The organism is Shewanella sp. 433 (assembly GCF_059338565.1).
Genome location: NZ_CM181703.1, coordinates 2,169,733 through 2,188,425 on the forward strand (window position 1 = coordinate 2,169,733; position 18,693 = coordinate 2,188,425).

Consider the following 18,693-nt stretch of genomic DNA (forward strand, 5'->3'; position numbering starts at 1 on the left):
GAACACGTGTAAGCTAAACAACTCCGATCAGCTAGAAAGTTTGAGTTTCGCGAGCCACTTAGTAAAAAATGAGACATCTTCGTCTGGATAACCCGCTAAGCCCTCTAAACGGTCTTGTACTAAGCGATACAAGGTGTCTTCTGGGAACTGGCCATTTTCATCAGGAATCCCCGCAGGCATCTTCATCAGTATGGTCACGGCTTCATCGATGTGTTCAACCTGGTACAAGTGAAACTGTTTACTATGGACTGCATCAATCACATCTTGGTGTAAATTCAGTTGTTGCACATTAGATTTCGGTAGAATAACGCCTTGGTTGCCAGTGAGTCCACGGCGTTGACACAGGGCAAAAAAGCCTTCAATTTTTTCATTAACACCACCGATGGCTTGCACTTGACCAAATTGGTCTATCGCGCCAGTGGCTGCAATGCCTTGCTCAATAGGATGCTCAGCAATGGCAGACATTAAGGCGCAGTATTCGGCCAATGAAGCGCTGTCACCATCAATTTCTTGATAAGACTGTTCGAACACAATATTAGCATTTAAATGCAGTGGCGCATCTTTACCGAAAATACGGTACAGGCAAGATGAGAGGATCATTAAGCCTTTTGCGTGAATATTACCGCCCAGCTCAGATTTACGTTCAATATCGGCTACCTCACCGTCACCATAATGTACCGAAGCGGTAATGCGTGCTGGCTCGCCGTAGCAATACTCGGCGGCATCCAATACGGTGAGGCCGTTTATTTGACCAATCATGGTGCCGCTGGTCGGCAGGTTAATAAAGTTATCATCAAAACTTTGTGCTGACAGGGTTTGAGAAGCGTTATGGCGCTGGGTTTGTTGTGCCAGCGCATGAGCTATTGCTGCATCAGTTAACTCTCGGCTCTGGCGATATGCGCAGGCTTGCTCCATTAACTGCACCATAGGAATGGTCATCAAGCTTAGGTGTTGCTGATGGTCTGCCAGTCGTGAACTGACGTTAAATAGCGGTGCCAATGCCGATTGCGTTAGGGTTATCCCTTTGTCACTCGCCAGCGTGACTAACCATTGGAGGTAATCTTGCTCAGAAAATTCAGGTAGGGTGAGTTCATTGACTAATTCCCCTAATAGGGAAAAGTTGCTAGCAAATAGGCGTTCTTCAATATAAGAGACACTATAAAGTGCGCTACTGCCGACTAAAATAATTTTGCAGTTAAGTGCAATCGCAGGCCAATTAGAGTGAATATGATACTCAGCGCGATCTATAGTCTGTAACACTAACTCCCATAATCCCTCGCGTTTCCATAATGATTCAGCGCAGATAAACAGGTAACGGCAATCAGCAAAGGCGCCAGGGTGATAATGCTGCGAATTGAGACTACTGATGTGCCCAATCAAGTCGCGGCGTTTAATATTGCCACTAAGGTAGCGATAACGACGTGTGTTATCACAGAGGTTATCGTCACCGGGCTCGGCTTGCCATACAAGGTTACTATTGATTTGAGTGTTTTGAGTCGCTTGTTGATCATCTTGGATTATGCGGTTTAAATATTGCACCGTGTGAAGCGGCTGACTTTCAACCAAGGCTTGAATAAAGCGTTTTCTATCAATCCCACTTTGATCGGCTAAATACATATGCTGATCGCTGGTGCTGGCTAACAGGGAGAAAGCGTCGAGCGTTCGAGACTGGCCCAGCAGCCTTGCTTGTTGAGTGGGTACGATATTAGCAATAGATGGGATAGCAAAACAGGGTGAAAGAGAAGCTGGAGCAATTGGATTCGCGTTCATATTGGAGAGTATTATTTAAACATGCTCAGATGTTAGCACAATTTTGATGTCGCCCTATTAAGTTTCGCTATTTTGCCAATGACAGACCGATTTTTATCAATCGATGCTGGTTGAAAAATGTAGGTTGGTATATTTCTTCGACAAGTGGCACGAATTTTACGAATTTGGGTTTACATCTTAACGTTATGCTTATAGTATTGCCGGCGTTCGGAGAGATGGCAGAGTGGTCGAATGCACCGGTCTTGAAAACCGGCATGGGTTTATAGCCCATCTAGGGTTCAAATCCCTATCTCTCCGCCACATTAAACACGAGAAAAGCCGTTGATTATCAACGGCTTTTTTTGTTTTTGGCGTTTGAGGGGCTCTCCTTAAGGATTAACTCAGACAATGTACCTTTATAGAGCCCCCAATAACGTGTACTTCACACGTATCTGTTTAGCCAAGTCGTTACGCGATAAAGGCTTCCCTTTTGATATTAAAGTGTCTTTGTTGACTCGTGATAGGTCAGAAGCTGTCATGCGCAATACTGATGTCGCTGGCACACTCGAGAGAATCATTAAGTCTATTGACCATCAAACATGAATTAATGATTTTATTCGGTATGTTGATGAAATGATTAACAGTCTGCAGATAAGGCGAATTGTAAAGTTAGCTTTTATCTCTTGGGTGCAAAATGATTAAGCTCATTATCCCGAGCAAGACTGCAGCAAAAACGGAACTAAATCGAACCAAATCATCAGTAATAGCGTTAATACTGGTTGAGGTGATGCCATAAAACACCAGTACCACGTAACTGGAATAAAGTAGCTGAATTGAATTATAACTGGCTTGTTTCGCTACCGCATGAATCCCCATAAATAATGAACTTACGAGTGCAACGCCAAGGGTACCCACCAAATTGACCTGTAAAAGGCTCATTATTAGCGGTGGTATCGCATAAAGCACACTCGCGTAGGTCGTTAATAATCTTCTCAGGCCATAGTCTTTACCAATGAGGGGATCGGGATCTTTTATAACCAACGCCACTATGATGGTGATAATTGTGCTTTGCTCTAGATCTAAACCGATAGAAGAAACCATGACTATCATTATGATCAACGTCTTAACCATGGTTTGCCAATCAAAATGATATTTCATCGCAGATGATGGAGGTGTTACATTTTTAGCAAGAGGCTCCCCAGCGGGAAAAATGAAGTAAGCCAAATAAGCGGTAAACCCAGCAATAAATATATTTTTTAACAACGCCAGCGGAATTTGCTCAACACTAATCCCTTTTTGTTGGGTAAACACTGCAATCATGACGGTGGATACGATGAGCAGTATTGCCAATACGTCTTGGGCATCTTTTCTCGTCCGTTCCATACACCAATAGAAAACACCAAACAAAAACAAGTAATAAACATGAGGGTAATCGACTAATAAACTATTCATCAATGCTTGAAACCAAGCGGTGATAAAGAGTATTCCCCCCATGATAAACACCATGGCGAGAGGTGGCGGCTCATGAGTTGTTGTTAAAAATACTGCGCACATTGCGGGTGCTAACAATGGCAAGTCAGTACCGAATATATATTGCCAAAAGAGCAATAGAACAGGAAATAACGCAACTCTAATGAGGGGGTTAGCGGCACTACGATACATAACTAATATAGCTCCATGCCCAAATCCATAAATCTTGTAGTTTTTCTCCAATATAGCTTTCATTTGGGTAAAAACCGACGACCGCACGTCCACTGTATCTTAGCTTGATATTATCAGGTAAGTCTGAAAACTCGATATTGACGGGAAAACGTTGTGCCTTTGGACTGCTTGTTGGTGAGGTAATAAGACCACTGCTCGCATTTTCCTCAAGGCTGCCGTTGCCACTACTCCCTCAACCAATTGAAGATATTTGACCTTTAAATACTTCTCCTGGGTAAGCATCAAAAACAATTTTGACCTTATCTCCAGCTTTTAAGTGTGTTAAAGAGTTCTCTCTGACCATTGCGGTGAGCCAAAGGTGATGGTTGTTGATGAAGGTAAGTAACGGTTGTCCAGTGGCTGCATAATCTCCGACTGCGACATTCATATTGGTCATCACGCCATTACCTGGTGCGACTAGCTTAGTATGATTAAGATTGAGCAGCGACTGCTCTAGTTTATTTAGCACCGTTTGTATCACTGGGTTTTCTTCGCCTCTGGGGCCAAACTCTTGTTTGGCTTTTTCGAGTGCTGATGAGGCTTGAGCGAGGTTGGCCTCTGCGGTTTGGAGTTCGGCAATAAGATCATCCATGGTGGCTTGGCTAATGGTGCCTCTTTGCGCTAATACACGGTTGCGTTCCACATTTTTTTTCGCATTGTTGACCTTAACACGCGCAGCTACCTCGTTAGCTTTCGCCACGTTAATTGCAGCTGAGTCAGCTTCATAAGATTGTGCTGCTTGCTGTAAATCTAACCTTGCTGCTTTAACGGCTAATTCAAAAGGGCGAGGGTCTATAGTCACTAACACATCGCCTGTTTGCACAGGACTATTATCAACAACGTGGACCTTGGCGATAGACCCTGACACTTCAGGACTAATGCGGATCACTTGGCCATTAATTCTCGCCTGTTCGGTCATCGGGGTCATTCGATCGGCCCACAGGGTGTAGAGCCAAATACTGACCACAATTGCAAAAATGTAATAGGTGAATGAGCGAGCTTGATTGAGCTTTTTATTATCTTCTGCTGCAGGGCCCGTTGCGTCGTTATTTTCTGACATTGTGTCTTCCTCAACTCATTTTTGTTTTGCTAAAGTAAATTAACCATTTTCGATAACGCTTTTATGGCTCTGACCTCCATAAGGCGAATCACAAAAGTAAACAGACAAAACAAACCAACTAATACTATAGCGGTGGAATTAGAGAGCGTTATTAAGTTTGCGTATTTAGTTCAAATAACTGCTAAAGCCACACATAAGCCAAATAATGTTTTGTAAATAATGCTCGTGAGTGCAGGCGTTAATGAGCAAGCAGCGCTTTTTAAATTGCCCTTTTAAACTAATTTAACATTAGCAGGTTATTTTTTGTTTTTGAATGCATAAATTGGAGGTGATTAACGGCAAGGTGACACCTACCCCAAATGTGAGCGAGAGGGCTTATTACATGGCCTTATTTCGAATTGATTAGCATGTTTATTGCTATATGCACATTCTCTATCGGTAATAGAGTGATGGCCTGCAATTGAGCCATGTATTGCACAGTTTATCACTCCTGAGGCTGACAAAGCTTTCACTTGGTATTGACCTTTGACCCTATCGTGAATTTATTGCGATTGAGCTTTGATTCGCTATTAAGGCGTAGCTTAGCTGGAGCAGATCATCTTTTTTGTCACGATTTAATTACAACTTTAGTCTAACTATTAACGTCTTTGTCGACAATATGGTCGCTTTGGGTTGAATACTTAATCCTTCAAAGCTATATTGTCGACAACGTAATAATTCAGCAGGCTAACCTTAGAGATGACATTTCAACCCCTACCACCCGTTACCTCGGCAGATAAAACCTTTTATCAATTAAGGCAAGATATTGTCGAAGGGGTGATCGCTGCGGGCGCTAAGCTGAGTGAAACTGAATTGTCGACAACCTACGGCGTCAGCCGCGCGGTGATCCGTGAGGCGATAAATCGTTTGGAGTCGAGCCATATTGTCGAGCGTAAGGCAAATGTAGGGGCGCGAGTGGTAGCGTTATCCGCTGCGGGACTATCTGAATTGTACCAGATTAGAGAGTCACTCGAGGGGATGGCGGCGCGGTTGGCGGCCAAGCATATGACTGATGCTGAAATTGGTGAACTTGAAGCCTTGCTACAAAGCCATTTTAAAGATGTTAAAGAGGGAGAGTCTTATTATCAGGAAGCGGGTGATGTGGACTTTCACTATCGCATTATCTTGGGCAGTAAGAATAAACACCTTATCTCTATGCTGTTCGATGGCATTTATCATCTGGTGCGCATGTATCGGGTACAACTGGGCATGGCGGGGCCGCGAGTCACAACGGCATTTGATGAGCATAAGCATATTGTTAAGGCTATCGCTAACCGTGATGAAGAGCTGGCCGAGATATTAATGCGGCGCCACATCATGTATTCAAAAAACAATATTCAAAACAAACTTGCATAGAGTAAACATAAGAGGAATTAAGCATGAGCGCAGGAAAGAAGTTCCGTGAGGCACTGGCAAAAAATAAGCCACTGCAAATTGTAGGCACAATAAACGCCTATTCCGCGATGATGGCAGAGCAAATTGGCCATCAAGCCATTTACCTCTCTGGTGGTGGCGTGGCTAACGCCTCTTATGGTTTGCCAGATTTAGGCATGACATCGCTCAATGATGTACTGGTTGATGTGCAGCGCATCACCTCAGCTTGCGCCTTGCCCTTACTGGTGGATATCGATACTGGCTGGGGCGGGGCATTTAATATTGCTAAAACGATTCGCGATATGGAAAAGGCCGGTGCAGCAGCGGTACATATGGAAGATCAAGTGGCGCAAAAGCGCTGTGGTCATCGCCCCAACAAAGAGATTGTCTCGACCGAAGAGATGGTTGACCGCATTAAGGCTGCAGTCGATGCGCGCACCGATCCCGACTTTTTTATCATGGCTCGCACCGATGCGTTTGCTCAAGAAGGGTTAGAGGCGGCGATTGAACGTGCTAGGGCCTATATTGCCGCTGGCGCCGACGGTATTTTTGCCGAAGCGGTGCAAACCGAAGCCCATTATCGCGCATTTGCCAGTGCCATCGATGCGCCATTATTAGCGAACATTACCGAGTTTGGTCAAACCGAATTATGGAACAAAGCCCAGCTTAGTGAGTGGGGTGTGGACATGGTGCTCTACCCGTTAAGTGCCTTTAGAGCAATGAACAAAGCGGCAGAAAATGTCTACACCGCGATTTTACGCGATGGCGATCAAAAGGCGGTACTCGATACGATGCAAACGCGTATGGCGCTTTATGATTATCTGGGTTATCACGATTACGAACAAAAGTTAGATAGCTTATTTGCCGAAGGTAAAAATAAATAGTGTGGCTTGAGCTGCACAGCTAATCGCTGAGAGGTAGCTCAATTAAGGACAGTATAAAACCCTACGCGCCAAGCGTGCTGCTTGGCGAATAAATAATTTAGATTCCAAAAAGGAACACATTATGGTTGATAAAAAGTTAAGTGGTGCAGGTCTGCGTGGCCAAAGTGCTGGTGAAACAGCGTTATGTACAGTGGGTAAATCTGGCTCTGGCTTGACCTACTGTGGTTATGATGTGGCAGATCTGGCTGAGAATGCCACGTTTGAAGAGGTGGCTTACCTGCTATTTAATGGCGAACTGCCCACTGCCGCACAGCTCGATGGTTATAAAAATGAGCTAATGTCACTGCGTGATCTTCCGCAGGCGCTAAAAGAGGTATTGCAGCGAATTCCTCGTGACGCACACCCGATGGATGTGATGCGCACTGGGTGCTCATTTTTGGGGAATCTTGAACCAGAAGTCGATTTTACCCAGCAATATAATGCAGCCAATCGTTTACTGGCGGCGTTTCCTGCGATTATGTGTTACTGGTATCGCTACAGTCATGATGGCGCCGATATTGAGTGCACAACCGATGAAGACTCACTCGCGGGCCATTTTCTTAAGCTGCTTAATGGTAAGGCACCATCGGATCAGCATCGCCGCGTGATGGATGTATCGCTGATTTTGTATGCAGAGCATGAGTTTAATGCATCGACCTTTACCGCCCGCGTTTGCGCCTCAACCTTGTCTGACATGTTCTCCTGTATTACTGGCGCTATTGGCTCGCTGCGCGGTCCACTGCATGGCGGGGCTAATGAAGCGGCGATGGAGATGATCCAACAATTTAGCTCACCAGAAGATGCGAAAATTAAGATGGCTGGCATGCTAGAGCGCAAAGAGAAAATCATGGGGTTTGGCCATGCGATTTATCGCACTTCTGATCCTCGCAACGTGATCATCAAAGCGTGGTCTGAAAAGTTAGCCCATGAGTTTGGCGATACTTCGCTGTACGACATTTCGGTGGCATGTGAAGAGTTTATGTGGGACACCAAGAAGCTATTTTGTAATGCCGATTTTTTCCATGCATCGGCGTATCACTTTATGGGGATCCCGACCAAGTTATTCACCCCAATATTTGTCTGTTCACGCTTAACTGGCTGGGCGGCGCACGTGATGGAGCAGCGCGCTAATAATCGCATTATTCGCCCAAGCGCCGACTATGTCGGTGCCGAGCCGCGTAAAGTGGTGCCTATCGGCGAGCGATAATCTAAGCAATTAAGGTTAAACATTATGGCGATAAGTGGCTCTGTGAGCTTGGCTTATCGCCGCTTGCTACTTCATTTTGAGCGCAGTATTTCGGTCGTTATGCTGCGCTGTATGCCAATAGACGACATCGCCTTAACCTATGTCATTGGGCCATCAAGGTGAGTATCGACATGGCGTGCACGTAAAATCTGTGGATGACGTTATGAATACAACACACCGTAAACCCTTTCCCGGAACATCGTTTGACTATTTTGACACTCGTAGCGCCGTCGAGGCGTTAAGCCCTGGCGCCTACGATAAACTGCCGTATACCGCTAAAGTGCTTGCCGAAAACTTGGTGAGGCGATGTGAGCCCGCCATGCTTAACGATGCGCTATCTCAACTGATTGAGCGCAAACGCGATCTTGATTTTCCTTGGTATCCTGCTCGGGTTGTGTGTCACGACATTCTGGGGCAAACCGCATTGGTTGATTTGGCAGGGCTTCGCGATGCCATCGCCGAAAAAGGCGGCGATCCTGCCGAGGTCAACCCTGTGGTGCCGACACAATTAATTGTCGACCACTCGCTTGCCGTCGAGCATGCCGGTTTCGATAAAGATGCGTTTGCCAAAAACCGCGCCATTGAAGATCGCCGGAATGAAGATAGATTTCACTTTATAAACTGGACCAAAAAAGCCTTTAAAAACGTGGATGTCATTCAGCCCGGTAACGGCATCATGCATCAAATCAACCTCGAAAAAATGTCGCCGGTTATCCAAACGCGCGACGGCGTTGTCTTTCCTGACACCTTAGTGGGCACCGATAGTCACACTCCACATGTCGATGCACTAGGGGTTATCGCCATCGGTGTGGGCGGACTGGAAGCTGAAAACGTGATGCTTGGCCGTCCATCTTATATGCGCCTACCCGATATTATTGGTGTCGAGTTAACCGGTAAGCACCAAAGTGGCATTACCGCAACCGATATAGTACTGGCATTAACCGAGTTTTTACGTGAGCAAAAGGTGGTTTCCGCCTATTTAGAGTTCTTCGGTGAAGGCGCGGCCAATTTAACCTTAGGCGATCGCGCGACCATCTCTAACATGACGCCAGAATTTGGCGCCTCTGCCGGCATGTTTTATATCGATGAGCAGACCATCGACTATCTGACGATCACCGGCCGTGATAGTGAGCAAGTGAAGCTGGTCGAAAATTACGCCAAGCACACGGGACTTTGGGCCGATGGTATGCAAGGCGCCGAGTATGAACGTGTGCTGAGCTTCGATCTCTCCAGTGTGGTGCGAAATATCGCCGGGCCATCAAACCCGCATCGGCGCGTGGCAACCAGTGACCTTGCCGCAAAAGGGATCGCAGGTACCGTCGAAAATGAAGCAGGCTTGATGCCTGATGGCGCGGTGATCATTGCCGCCATCACCAGTTGTACCAACACCAGTAATCCACGTAACGTAATTGCGGCAGGGTTATTAGCGAAAAAAGCCAATGAATTGGGCTTAACACGCAAACCTTGGGTGAAATCCTCCTTTGCACCTGGCTCAAAAGTGGCTGAGCTTTATCTTAAAGATGCCAACTTATTGCCAGAACTTGAGCAATTGGGTTTTGGCATCGTCGGCTTTGCCTGCACCACTTGTAATGGCATGAGCGGGGCATTAGACCCAGTTATTGAGCAAGAAGTGATCGACAGAGACTTATATGCCACCGCGGTATTGTCGGGCAACCGTAACTTCGATGGCCGCATCCACCCCTATGCTAAGCAGGCCTTTTTGGCTTCGCCGCCGCTGGTGGTGGCATATGCGATTGCAGGCACAATTCGATTCGATATTGAACAAGATATCCTTGGTGTCGATAAATCGGGTGAGCCCGTGTGCCTTAAAGATATCTGGCCAACTGATGAAGAGATCGATGCCATTGTGAAAGCCAGCGTCAAACCCGAGCAGTTTAGAGAGATCTATACGCCAATGTTTGATATTGCCGTGGATTATGGTGAGCAAGTTAGCCCACTGTATGATTGGCGTGCGCAAAGCACCTATATTCGTCGTCCTCCATACTGGGAAGGAGCGTTAGCAGGGGAGCGTAGCCTCAAAGGTATGCGTCCACTGGCAGTGCTGGGCGACAACATCACAACCGATCATCTATCGCCATCCAACGCCATTTTAGCCAGCAGTGCCGCCGGGGAGTACTTAACCAAAATGGGGTTACCAGAAGTTGACTTTAACTCCTACGCCACCCACCGCGGCGATCACCTTACAGCCCAGCGAGCCACGTTTGCTAATCCCAAACTCATCAATGAGATGGCCGTGGTCAACGGTGAAGTACAGCAAGGCTCACTGACTCGTATCGAACCCGAGGGCAAAGTGACGCGTATGTGGGAAGCGATTGAAACCTACATGGAGCGCAAGCAGCCCTTGATTATTGTGGCGGGCGGCGATTATGGTCAAGGTTCATCACGAGACTGGGCCGCCAAAGGTGTTCGACTGGCTGGCGTTGAAGCGATTGTGGCCGAAGGTTTTGAGCGGATCCACCGTACTAACCTCGTGGGTATGGGCGTATTACCGCTCGAATTCAAGCCCGGCGAGAGCCGTAAAACCTATGGTATTGATGGCAGTGAAACCTTCGATGTTGTCGGTGAGCCGACCCCCAGAGCCCAGTTGACCTTAGTGATTCATCGTCAAAATGGCGAGCGCATCGAGGTGCCTGTGACATGTCGATTAGACACTGCCGATGAGGTGTTGGTTTATCAAGCCGGTGGCGTATTACAGCGTTTTGCTCAAGATTTTCTCGAGGCTAAAAAGGCCTAAATGACGTCAGTTGGCGATGACATACTAGCGTTTGATGTCGTCGCTAACGCGACTACAGGAATGTCCATGAAACAGATGAAAATTGCCGCGACCTATATGCGTGGCGGCACCAGTAAAGGGGTGTTTTTTGCCTTAAACGATCTGCCTGTTGCGGCGCAAGTGCCTGGCGCGGCGCGCGATGCGCTATTATTGCGGGTGATCGGCAGTCCAGATCCTTATGGTAAACATACCGATGGGATGGGTGGAGCCACTTCGAGTACCAGTAAAACCGTGATTTTGGCTAAAAGCGGTCAACCGGATCATGACGTTGACTATCTTTTTGGCCAAGTGGCAATCGATAAACCCTTTATCGATTGGAGCGGTAATTGCGGTAACTTAACGGCGGCGGTAGGGGCTTTTGCGATCTCCCAAGGTTTAGTTGACCCCGCAAAAGTTCCTGCAAATGGCATTGCTGTGGTGCGTATTTGGCAGGCCAATATCCATAAAACCATTATTGCGCATGTGCCTATGCTCGATGGTGAAGTACTTGAGTTGGGCGATTTTGAACTCGACGGCGTGACTTTTCCAGCTGCTGAGGTGTTAGTTGAGTTTGTCGATCCCGCCGATAAAGCGGGCGCCATGTTGCCCACGGGTAATGTGGTCGATGAGCTTGATGTGCCGGGCATCGGGCATTTTGCCGTGACCCTCATTAATGCCGGGATTCCTACTATTTTCTTAAATGCACAGGAGCTGGGTTACGATGGCACCGAGTTGCAAGAGGCGATTAATGGTGATGCTGCGACTTTGGCTAAATTTGAATTAATTCGGGCATATGGCGCCCTTAAAATGGGGCTTATTCAATCGATTGATGAGGCTAAGATTCGTCAGCACACGCCTAAAATTGCCTTTGTCGCGCCGCCAAAACCCCATAGCGTATCAAGTGGTAAAACGGTGACGATAAATGATGTGGATCTGCTCGTTCGCGCCTTGTCTATGGGCAAATTACACCATGCTATGATGGGCACAGCTGCTGTGGCCATTGGCACCGCTGCGGCGATCCCTGGTACTTTAGTCAATTTGGCAGCGGGTGCTCAGGCGCGCACCAGTGTGCGTTTTGGGCATCCCTCAGGCACGTTAAAAGTGGGCGCGAGTGCCACGCAACAAGCGGGTGAGTGGCAGGTGGAAAAAGTGAGTATGAGCCGTAGTGCCCGGGTATTAATGCAAGGTTGGGTGTATATTCCGACCGATACCATCGAGTAACACAGCCTCATTATGCAGACCATACTTTGAAATGGAGTGTGCGAGCATATTAATTGTCATGGTGTGGCTTAAGCGATTCACTTGCGTAGCAATAGGCTTGTACAGGCACTGATAGTGTCGTTATGAGTCTGGTTCGATGTAGTGTTTTAGTTAGTAAACCGTTAGCTTGTAACTGGCGGTTTGCTAATTTTTTGAATGGTAAATAACTGAAATAGATTACTTATAATTCATTGGCTTAGATGAGTTCACTTTATTCTTTCTTATTAACGTGAATTGGGATAAATTACATTGTGTTATCGTATATAAACCAATGTCGGTTTAGTGTTAGCTATCAAGGTAGATTTTAAGTTGATATCTGTATATTTGGTTGATGATCATGAACTGGTAAGAACGGGCATTCGACGTATTCTTGAAGATGAGCGTGGGATTAAGGTTGTAGGTGAAGCTGGAGATGGCGAGTCTGCAGTACAGTGGAGCCGTAATAACGAAGCCGATGTGATCTTGATGGACATGAACATGCCGGGGATTGGCGGGCTCGAAGCGACCCGGAAGATCTTACGCTATCAATCTCATGCCAAAATTATTGTGCTGACCATTCATACCGAGGATCCGTTTCCAACCAAAGTGATGCAAGCAGGGGCTTCTGGTTACTTAACCAAAGGCGCTACGCCGCCTGAGGTGATTCAAGCGATTCGTCAAGTAGCCCACGGTCAGCGTTATCTATCGCCTGAAATTGCGCAGCAGATGGCATTGAGTCAATTTAATCAAGCAGATGATAATCCGTTTAATAGCCTGTCGGAGCGCGAACTGCAGATCATGATGATGATCACCAATGGTGAGAAGGTCAGTGATATCTCAGAACAACTCAATTTAAGCCCTAAAACGGTCAACAGCTATCGTTACCGGCTGTTTGATAAGTTGGGGATCAATGGCGATGTTGAACTGACCCGCTTAGCCATTCGTTATAAGATGTTGGATACAGGCCAGTTTTAACTGTTTCAATAGCCCCAACAAGCATTTAGGTATGACTATCTCTACATTTGATTCGTCCCGCTTTCTCAAAAGCGTCTCCTCATCCCCTGGTGTATATCGTATGTATGATGCCCAGGGGACCGTTATTTATGTGGGCAAGGCTAAAGATCTTAAGAAACGACTTAGCTCCTATTTTCGTAAAAATTTAAACAATGTTAAAACCGAAGCCTTAGTTTCGCATATTCATGATATTGACGTTACGCTGACCCACAGCGAAACCGATGCGCTTATTCTTGAAAATGATTACATCAAGCAGTACATGCCAAAATACAATGTGCTGCTGCGAGATGATAAATCTTACCCCTATATTTTGCTCAGTCAGCATCAGCATCCTCGTTTAGCCTACCATCGTGGACCTCAACGTGAGAGGGGCCAATACTTTGGCCCATACCCTAATGGCGGCGCCGTTAGAGAAAGCTTACATTTGATGCAAAAATTATTTCCTATCCGTCAATGTGACGATATCTACTATAAGGCGCGGTCCCGCCCCTGTTTGCAGTATCAAATTGGCCGTTGCAGCGCCCCTTGTGTCGGTAAAGTCTCCGATGAGGAGTACCAAGAGCAGGTTAAACTCGCCACGCTATTTTTACGCGGGCGAGATCAGCAGGTAATGGGAACGCTGGTAGGCAAGATGGAACAAGCGGCACAAGCACTTAATTATGAGGCTGCTGCGCGTTTTCGCGATCAGATAAGTGCACTGCGCCGGGTTGTCGAGCAACAAGAGGTGTCGGGCGGCAGCGGTGATATGGATGTGATAGGGGTGTACTTTGCCTCTGGCGTTGCTTGTTTTCATTTATTGTTTATTCGCGGCGGTAAAATTTTTGGGAGCCGCAGTTACTATCCCGCCGTACCGGATAAGACCGAACTCGATGAGGTGCTGCGCGCCTTTATGCTGCAGTTTTATCTTAATTTCGACAGCCAACGTACGTTGCCAAAAGAGATCATCGTTAGCCATGACTTTGATGATATCCATGAGTTGGAACAAGCGATTGAAAAGGCACTTAAAAAAAATGTGGTCATTAAGACTAAGGTACGTAGCGAACGAGCTAGTTTCTTGCGCATTGCCGATACCAACGCAAAAAATGCCGTTGAAACGCGATTATCACAGCAAAATACTATCGAGCAGCGATTCCTGTTACTCGAAGAGGCATTAGAGCTATCGACTCCGATCCGCCGTATGGAGTGCTTCGATATTAGCCATACTATGGGAGAGAGCACGGTCGCCTCTTGTGTGGTGTTTAATCGTGAAGGGCCCAATAAGTCAGAGTATCGCCGCTATAATATCAAGGGGATCACCCCTGGTGATGATTATGCGGCAATGAAGCAAGCAATTAGTCGACGGTTCGATAAAATTGATGTTAATGGCAAAATTCCTGATATTTTATTTATTGATGGTGGTATTGGGCAGCTCAGAATCGCACAGCAGGTTGTCGATGAGAAATTTGCCCATTTAGATATTGCCCCGACATTAATCGGCATAGCAAAAGGGGAAGGGCGTAAGCCTGGTTTAGAAACCCTTATTTATGGTGAAAATGAGGTTACGTTTCACTTGCCGACTGACTCGGGAGCACTGCATTTGATCCAGCATATTCGTGATGAATCACATAGGTTTGCAATTACAGGTCACAGAAACAAACGCCAAAAAACACGTAACACCTCAACACTCGAGTCCATTACTGGAGTGGGGCCAAAACGGCGTAAGGCCTTGTTACAATATTTAGGGGGACTTCAGCAAGTTAAAGGCGCAAGTGTCGCTGAATTGGCAAAAGTCCCAGGTATTAGCTTAGAAATGGCACAAACAATACATGATGCATTGCGAGGGTAACAAAATTAAGGCAAGATTGGCGCTGCTTTTAGATAATTGGTTTCGTCATGCCGTTTAATGTACCGATAGCGCTTACGCTATTCAGGCTAGTTTTACTGCCTGTTTTTGTAGTTCTTTTTTATGTTCCTTATAGCTGGTCGCCTTTTGCAGCCGCTTTTGTGTTCTGGTTAGCAGCCGTCACAGATGCTCTGGATGGTTACGCCGCCAGAAAATTGCAACAGTCGACCCGCTTTGGTGCTTTTCTCGATCCCGTTGCCGATAAGATCATGGTGACCACAGCGTTAGTGATGCTGGTGGCTGAATATGACCATATTTGGCTAACCTTGCCTGCACTATTTATGATCGGTCGTGAAATTGTGATTTCTGCGCTGCGAGAATGGATGGCCGAAATTGGTAAGCGGGGCTCGGTTGCCGTGTCCTGGATTGGTAAGTACAAAACCGCGGCCCAGATGGTGGCGATTGTTGGTTTGATCTGGCGTCCGAATGACTTTTTGACTTATACCGCCATTGCGCTGTTTTATGTCGCGGCGATTCTGACATTTTGGTCCATGGTTAGCTATATTATGGCAGCATGGGGTGATTTAACTGACGAATCGAACAATTAGAATACAATGCGATCACTTAGTGTGCAAACGGCGTTAAATTGTAAAATAGTGCGTTGACACTGGAACTAAAATCGGTAGAATTCGATTCCGAAGTCAAGGGGAAGCAACTTAAGCTTAACCAAGATAACAACGCAACATTGTTGATTAACCTTAAGTTAAACAAGATTTGAATTAAGTTTGAAAATCAATGTAGCAAAGAGTGATGCGACATTAGCTCAGTTGGTAGAGCGATACCTTGCCAAGGTATAGGTCATCGGTTCGAACCCGATATGTCGCTCCAATTTACAATGGTAAGTTGGACATTGAATTTGGCGCGATGGCAGAATGGCTATGCTGCGGATTGCAAATCCGTCGATCTCGGTTCGACTCCGGGTCGCGCCTCCACTTTAAGTTTTAGCGCAACAGCGATAAAACGCACACATTGCCCGTGTGGTGGAATCGGTAGACACAAGGGATTTAAAATCCCTCGCTGAATAAGCGTGCCAGTTCAAGTCTGGCCACGGGTACCATCTTAAGATGACAAAAAAGCCTCAACAGTTGTTGGGGCTTTTTTGTATCTGCTGTTTATCTGTATATCCCAGATTTTTCATTGCCAGTTTGTTGTCGTCGGTTTGGGAGATCATTATGGCCACTGTCGTTAAATGAGCTCTAGCATCGGCTCTACACTATAAAGTGTTACAACATCAAAAACGTACGGTACAACTCAGAGCAAAATATTGATATTGGTAGCTACAAGGCATGTAGGAACACAGTAGCTGAAGCGTACTTCAGTGTTTCGTTATTTAGCTATTTAGTTTGGATAAACGGCTAACTTATTCAAAATCTGTCTTTAGGCACCTCTTTGCTGTTGCGTATTTACGCCATAATTACTCAAGGAGGGATTATGATGCGAAGTATAGTTACGCTTATAGTGTTGTTGTGGGTGATGTCTACAGTCGCTGCAGTACCAAGAATGGAAGCCGCCACCACTGCGCTATTACAGCAAGTACAGCTAATATCTCTAATTGAATCTAGCGAACGTTTTTTGCGATACGAACGGATGTTAACGGCAAATAAACCTTTATCTAATGATGATTTTAATCAGATCAAATCCTCTATTGCGCAATTCTGGCAGTATCACAACATTAGCGTGATCGCGCCACATTTAATCAACGATGACGATCCCTATACTGGCGTGTTGGCGCTTGAACCTAATATTGATGGCTTTTTACCTATTAATAATCGTATTCGTTATCTTGCATGGTTGGCCAAAGTGCAACCTTGGCCACGGATCGAAATTAATGGCTGGTTAAAGCCTGGAGATAGTCATCCTTATGTTAGTAATATTATCCAGCGGCTAAAATGGTTAGGTGACTATGACGAGCAAGACAATAATGACCAGAGCGCAGGTAATGATTATCAAGATAGTCAGACAGATAGGGTGGGTTCTGAATACCGTGGTCTGTTAAATACGCCACCAACACCAAGTGCTGTAGAGGGCGTTGAGGCTTATAAATTTACCGATGTTTACGATGAGAAATTACGTCGTGCAATATTAACCTTTCAGCAGCGTCATGGACTTAAGCCTGATGCTATTATTGGACCGGCGACACTTCGCTGGCTCAACGTATCTCCTACTCAGCGTGCAAAACTGCTGGCAATCAATTTTGTAAATCGCGCTAAATACATGAGCAAGATAGGTAAACGTTATTTATTGATCAATATTCCGGCTTACGATTTGGTATTGGTCGATGATGATCGCACCGTGTTACAGTCGAAAGTTATTGTCGGAAAGCCATTTCGACCAACCCCCGTTATACAGGGAGAGATCAGCAACTTAGTCATTAATCCGAGCTGGCGCGTACCAAGACGCTTACTTAAATACGACCTACTGCCTAAAGTGCGCCAAGATGGTGGTTTTATTAGTCAGCATAACTTTGAAGTGTTTAACTATTCTGAAGAACGAGTGGTAAAAAGTAATGAGGAGTGGAGTGATCTTGCTAGAGGCCATTTTCCATATCGGTTAGTGCAGAAGCCCGGGGTTAATAACACCTTAGGTCGATATAAGTTGTATTTTCCAAATCAATATAGTGTTTACCTGCATGATACCAAAGATAAAGCGCTTTTTGCACGAAGCGATAGGGCGTTATCTTCAGGCTGTATTCGCGTTGAAAAAGTCGAGCAATTGGCTAACTGGATAGCATCGAATCTTGTGCGTGATAAACAGACTTGGGTCGACATGCAAATAGAGCGTACAAAAACCCAGTGGTTTGCCTTCGATGATAAATTACCAGTACATCTGGTTTATTGGACATCTTGGCTCGATGAACACAATATTGCCCAGTTTAGGGATGATATATATAAGAAAAATCAAAATATTATTTCTGATTTACAGGCTTACACCCACTCAACCCTTGATGAATAAAGGGCTACAGTCAAAACATTAGCTTGATCTTACCTTTAATACCGTTTAATTTACGCGCTGTTTTTGTGTGAATAATGAACGGTGGTATTAATGTCAATAGTGTGTCCTTCACGTAGGCAGTTGTTGTTAGGCCTAGGTGGTGTAGCAATGTTTTCGATGTTGTCTCCTAAAGTGAAAGCGAGTCGGTCAACCAAAGGTGTACGTAGCTTGAGCTTTTATAACAGACATACAGGGGAAAAGGGGCAAGGAAGCTATTGGATTGATGGGAGTTATCAGGATAATACCCTTATAGATTTTAATCATATTTTACGAGATCATAGGCAAAATGAAGTGGCTCCAATGGATAAGCGATTATTCGATCTACTTTATTTACTCAAACAGACGTTAAATATTGATGATCAACATGAATATCATGTGATTTCTGGTTATCGGTCACCGAAGACGAATCACATGCTAGCGCAAAAGAGTAATGGGGTTGCAAAGAAAAGCTACCATATGAAAGGGATGGCAATGGATATTGCGATTCCCGATGTTAATTTAAAAGATTTGCGTGATGCGGCGGTCTCTTTAAAGTTGGGGGGAGTGGGTTTTTACCCTAATTCTGGCTTTGTACACGTAGATACTGGGCCGGTAAGAACTTGGTAATGCCAAGAGCTTAACAAGTGTTTGTACCTAAGCCATGTGTATGCTAGTATTCGCTCGCTTTAAATGAGGTCATCGTTGGTCGAAAACGATGGTCAC

At 45.7% G+C, this 18,693-nt stretch carries 14 protein-coding genes and 4 tRNA genes; 15 read left to right on the forward strand and 3 right to left on the reverse strand.

The annotated features are described in order from the left end of the window. Positions 1-27: 27 nt before the first annotated feature. The gene (locus tag AC5YB1_RS09535; protein WP_494518973.1) at positions 28-1,770 is read right to left on the reverse strand and encodes a S16 family serine protease; all 1,743 of its coding nucleotides are present in this window, start codon (positions 1,768-1,770) and stop codon (positions 28-30) included. Between the two features lie 209 nt (positions 1,771-1,979). Here AC5YB1_RS09535 and AC5YB1_RS09540 point away from each other — a divergent pair. After that, positions 1,980-2,070: transfer RNA gene (locus tag AC5YB1_RS09540), tRNA-Ser, on the forward strand. A 348-nt stretch (positions 2,071-2,418) separates the two neighbouring features. On the opposite strand, the gene AC5YB1_RS09545 is transcribed toward AC5YB1_RS09540, so the two are convergent. Together AC5YB1_RS09545 and AC5YB1_RS09550 are read right to left on the reverse strand one after the other, a co-directional pair. Continuing rightward, positions 2,419-3,411: a DUF2955 domain-containing protein gene (locus AC5YB1_RS09545; protein ID WP_494518974.1), complete on the reverse strand. Its 993-nt coding sequence runs from the start codon at positions 3,409-3,411 to the stop codon at positions 2,419-2,421. Positions 3,412-3,643: 232 nt separating this feature from the next. Further along, positions 3,644-4,510, reverse strand: a complete 867-nt coding sequence (locus AC5YB1_RS09550) for an HlyD family secretion protein (protein WP_494518975.1) — start codon at positions 4,508-4,510, stop codon at positions 3,644-3,646. Positions 4,511-5,248: 738 nt separating this feature from the next. Here AC5YB1_RS09550 and AC5YB1_RS09555 point away from each other — a divergent pair. The 14 genes from AC5YB1_RS09555 to mepK all read left to right on the forward strand — a co-directional run bounded on the left by AC5YB1_RS09555 (position 5,249) and on the right by mepK (position 18,597). Then, positions 5,249-5,905, forward strand: coding sequence for a GntR family transcriptional regulator (locus tag AC5YB1_RS09555; protein ID WP_494518976.1), 657 nt, complete (start codon positions 5,249-5,251; stop codon positions 5,903-5,905). 23 nt (positions 5,906-5,928) lie between these two features. Next, positions 5,929-6,807, forward strand: a complete 879-nt coding sequence (gene prpB / locus AC5YB1_RS09560; RefSeq protein ID WP_494518977.1) for a methylisocitrate lyase — start codon at positions 5,929-5,931, stop codon at positions 6,805-6,807. Positions 6,808-6,928: 121 nt separating this feature from the next. Next, a complete protein-coding gene (gene prpC / locus AC5YB1_RS09565; protein WP_494518978.1) occupies positions 6,929-8,053 on the forward strand; it encodes a bifunctional 2-methylcitrate synthase/citrate synthase in 1,125 nt (374 codons plus the stop codon). A gap of 24 nt (positions 8,054-8,077) precedes the next feature. Continuing rightward, positions 8,078-8,215, forward strand: a complete 138-nt coding sequence (locus AC5YB1_RS09570; RefSeq protein ID WP_494518979.1) for a hypothetical protein — start codon at positions 8,078-8,080, stop codon at positions 8,213-8,215. Positions 8,216-8,255: 40 nt separating this feature from the next. After that, complete coding sequence (gene acnD / locus AC5YB1_RS09575; protein WP_494518980.1) at positions 8,256-10,847, forward strand: Fe/S-dependent 2-methylisocitrate dehydratase AcnD; 2,592 nt, start codon at positions 8,256-8,258, stop codon at positions 10,845-10,847. 60 nt (positions 10,848-10,907) lie between these two features. Then, entirely contained in the window at positions 10,908-12,086 is a 1,179-nt protein-coding gene (gene prpF / locus AC5YB1_RS09580; RefSeq protein ID WP_494521617.1) for a 2-methylaconitate cis-trans isomerase PrpF, read from the forward strand. 348 nt (positions 12,087-12,434) lie between these two features. Continuing rightward, the gene (gene uvrY, locus AC5YB1_RS09585; protein WP_494518981.1) at positions 12,435-13,079 is read left to right on the forward strand and encodes a UvrY/SirA/GacA family response regulator transcription factor; all 645 of its coding nucleotides are present in this window, start codon (positions 12,435-12,437) and stop codon (positions 13,077-13,079) included. A 31-nt stretch (positions 13,080-13,110) separates the two neighbouring features. Continuing rightward, positions 13,111-14,943: an excinuclease ABC subunit UvrC gene (gene uvrC, locus AC5YB1_RS09590; protein WP_494518982.1), complete on the forward strand. Its 1,833-nt coding sequence runs from the start codon at positions 13,111-13,113 to the stop codon at positions 14,941-14,943. 47 nt (positions 14,944-14,990) lie between these two features. Next, positions 14,991-15,548 carry a CDP-diacylglycerol--glycerol-3-phosphate 3-phosphatidyltransferase gene (pgsA, locus tag AC5YB1_RS09595; protein WP_494518983.1) on the forward strand — a complete coding sequence of 186 codons (558 nt, stop codon included), beginning with the start codon at positions 14,991-14,993 and terminating at the stop codon, positions 15,546-15,548. Between the two features lie 204 nt (positions 15,549-15,752). Continuing rightward, a tRNA-Gly gene (locus AC5YB1_RS09600) sits at positions 15,753-15,828 on the forward strand. 30 nt (positions 15,829-15,858) lie between these two features. Then, a tRNA-Cys gene (locus tag AC5YB1_RS09605) sits at positions 15,859-15,932 on the forward strand. A gap of 39 nt (positions 15,933-15,971) precedes the next feature. Continuing rightward, a tRNA-Leu gene (locus AC5YB1_RS09610) sits at positions 15,972-16,057 on the forward strand. A gap of 374 nt (positions 16,058-16,431) precedes the next feature. After that, the gene (locus AC5YB1_RS09615; RefSeq protein ID WP_494518984.1) at positions 16,432-17,952 is read left to right on the forward strand and encodes a L,D-transpeptidase family protein; all 1,521 of its coding nucleotides are present in this window, start codon (positions 16,432-16,434) and stop codon (positions 17,950-17,952) included. Between the two features lie 90 nt (positions 17,953-18,042). Beyond that, positions 18,043-18,597, forward strand: a complete 555-nt coding sequence (mepK, locus tag AC5YB1_RS09620; protein ID WP_494518985.1) for a peptidoglycan L,D-endopeptidase MepK — start codon at positions 18,043-18,045, stop codon at positions 18,595-18,597. Positions 18,598-18,693: the final 96 nt, after the last annotated feature.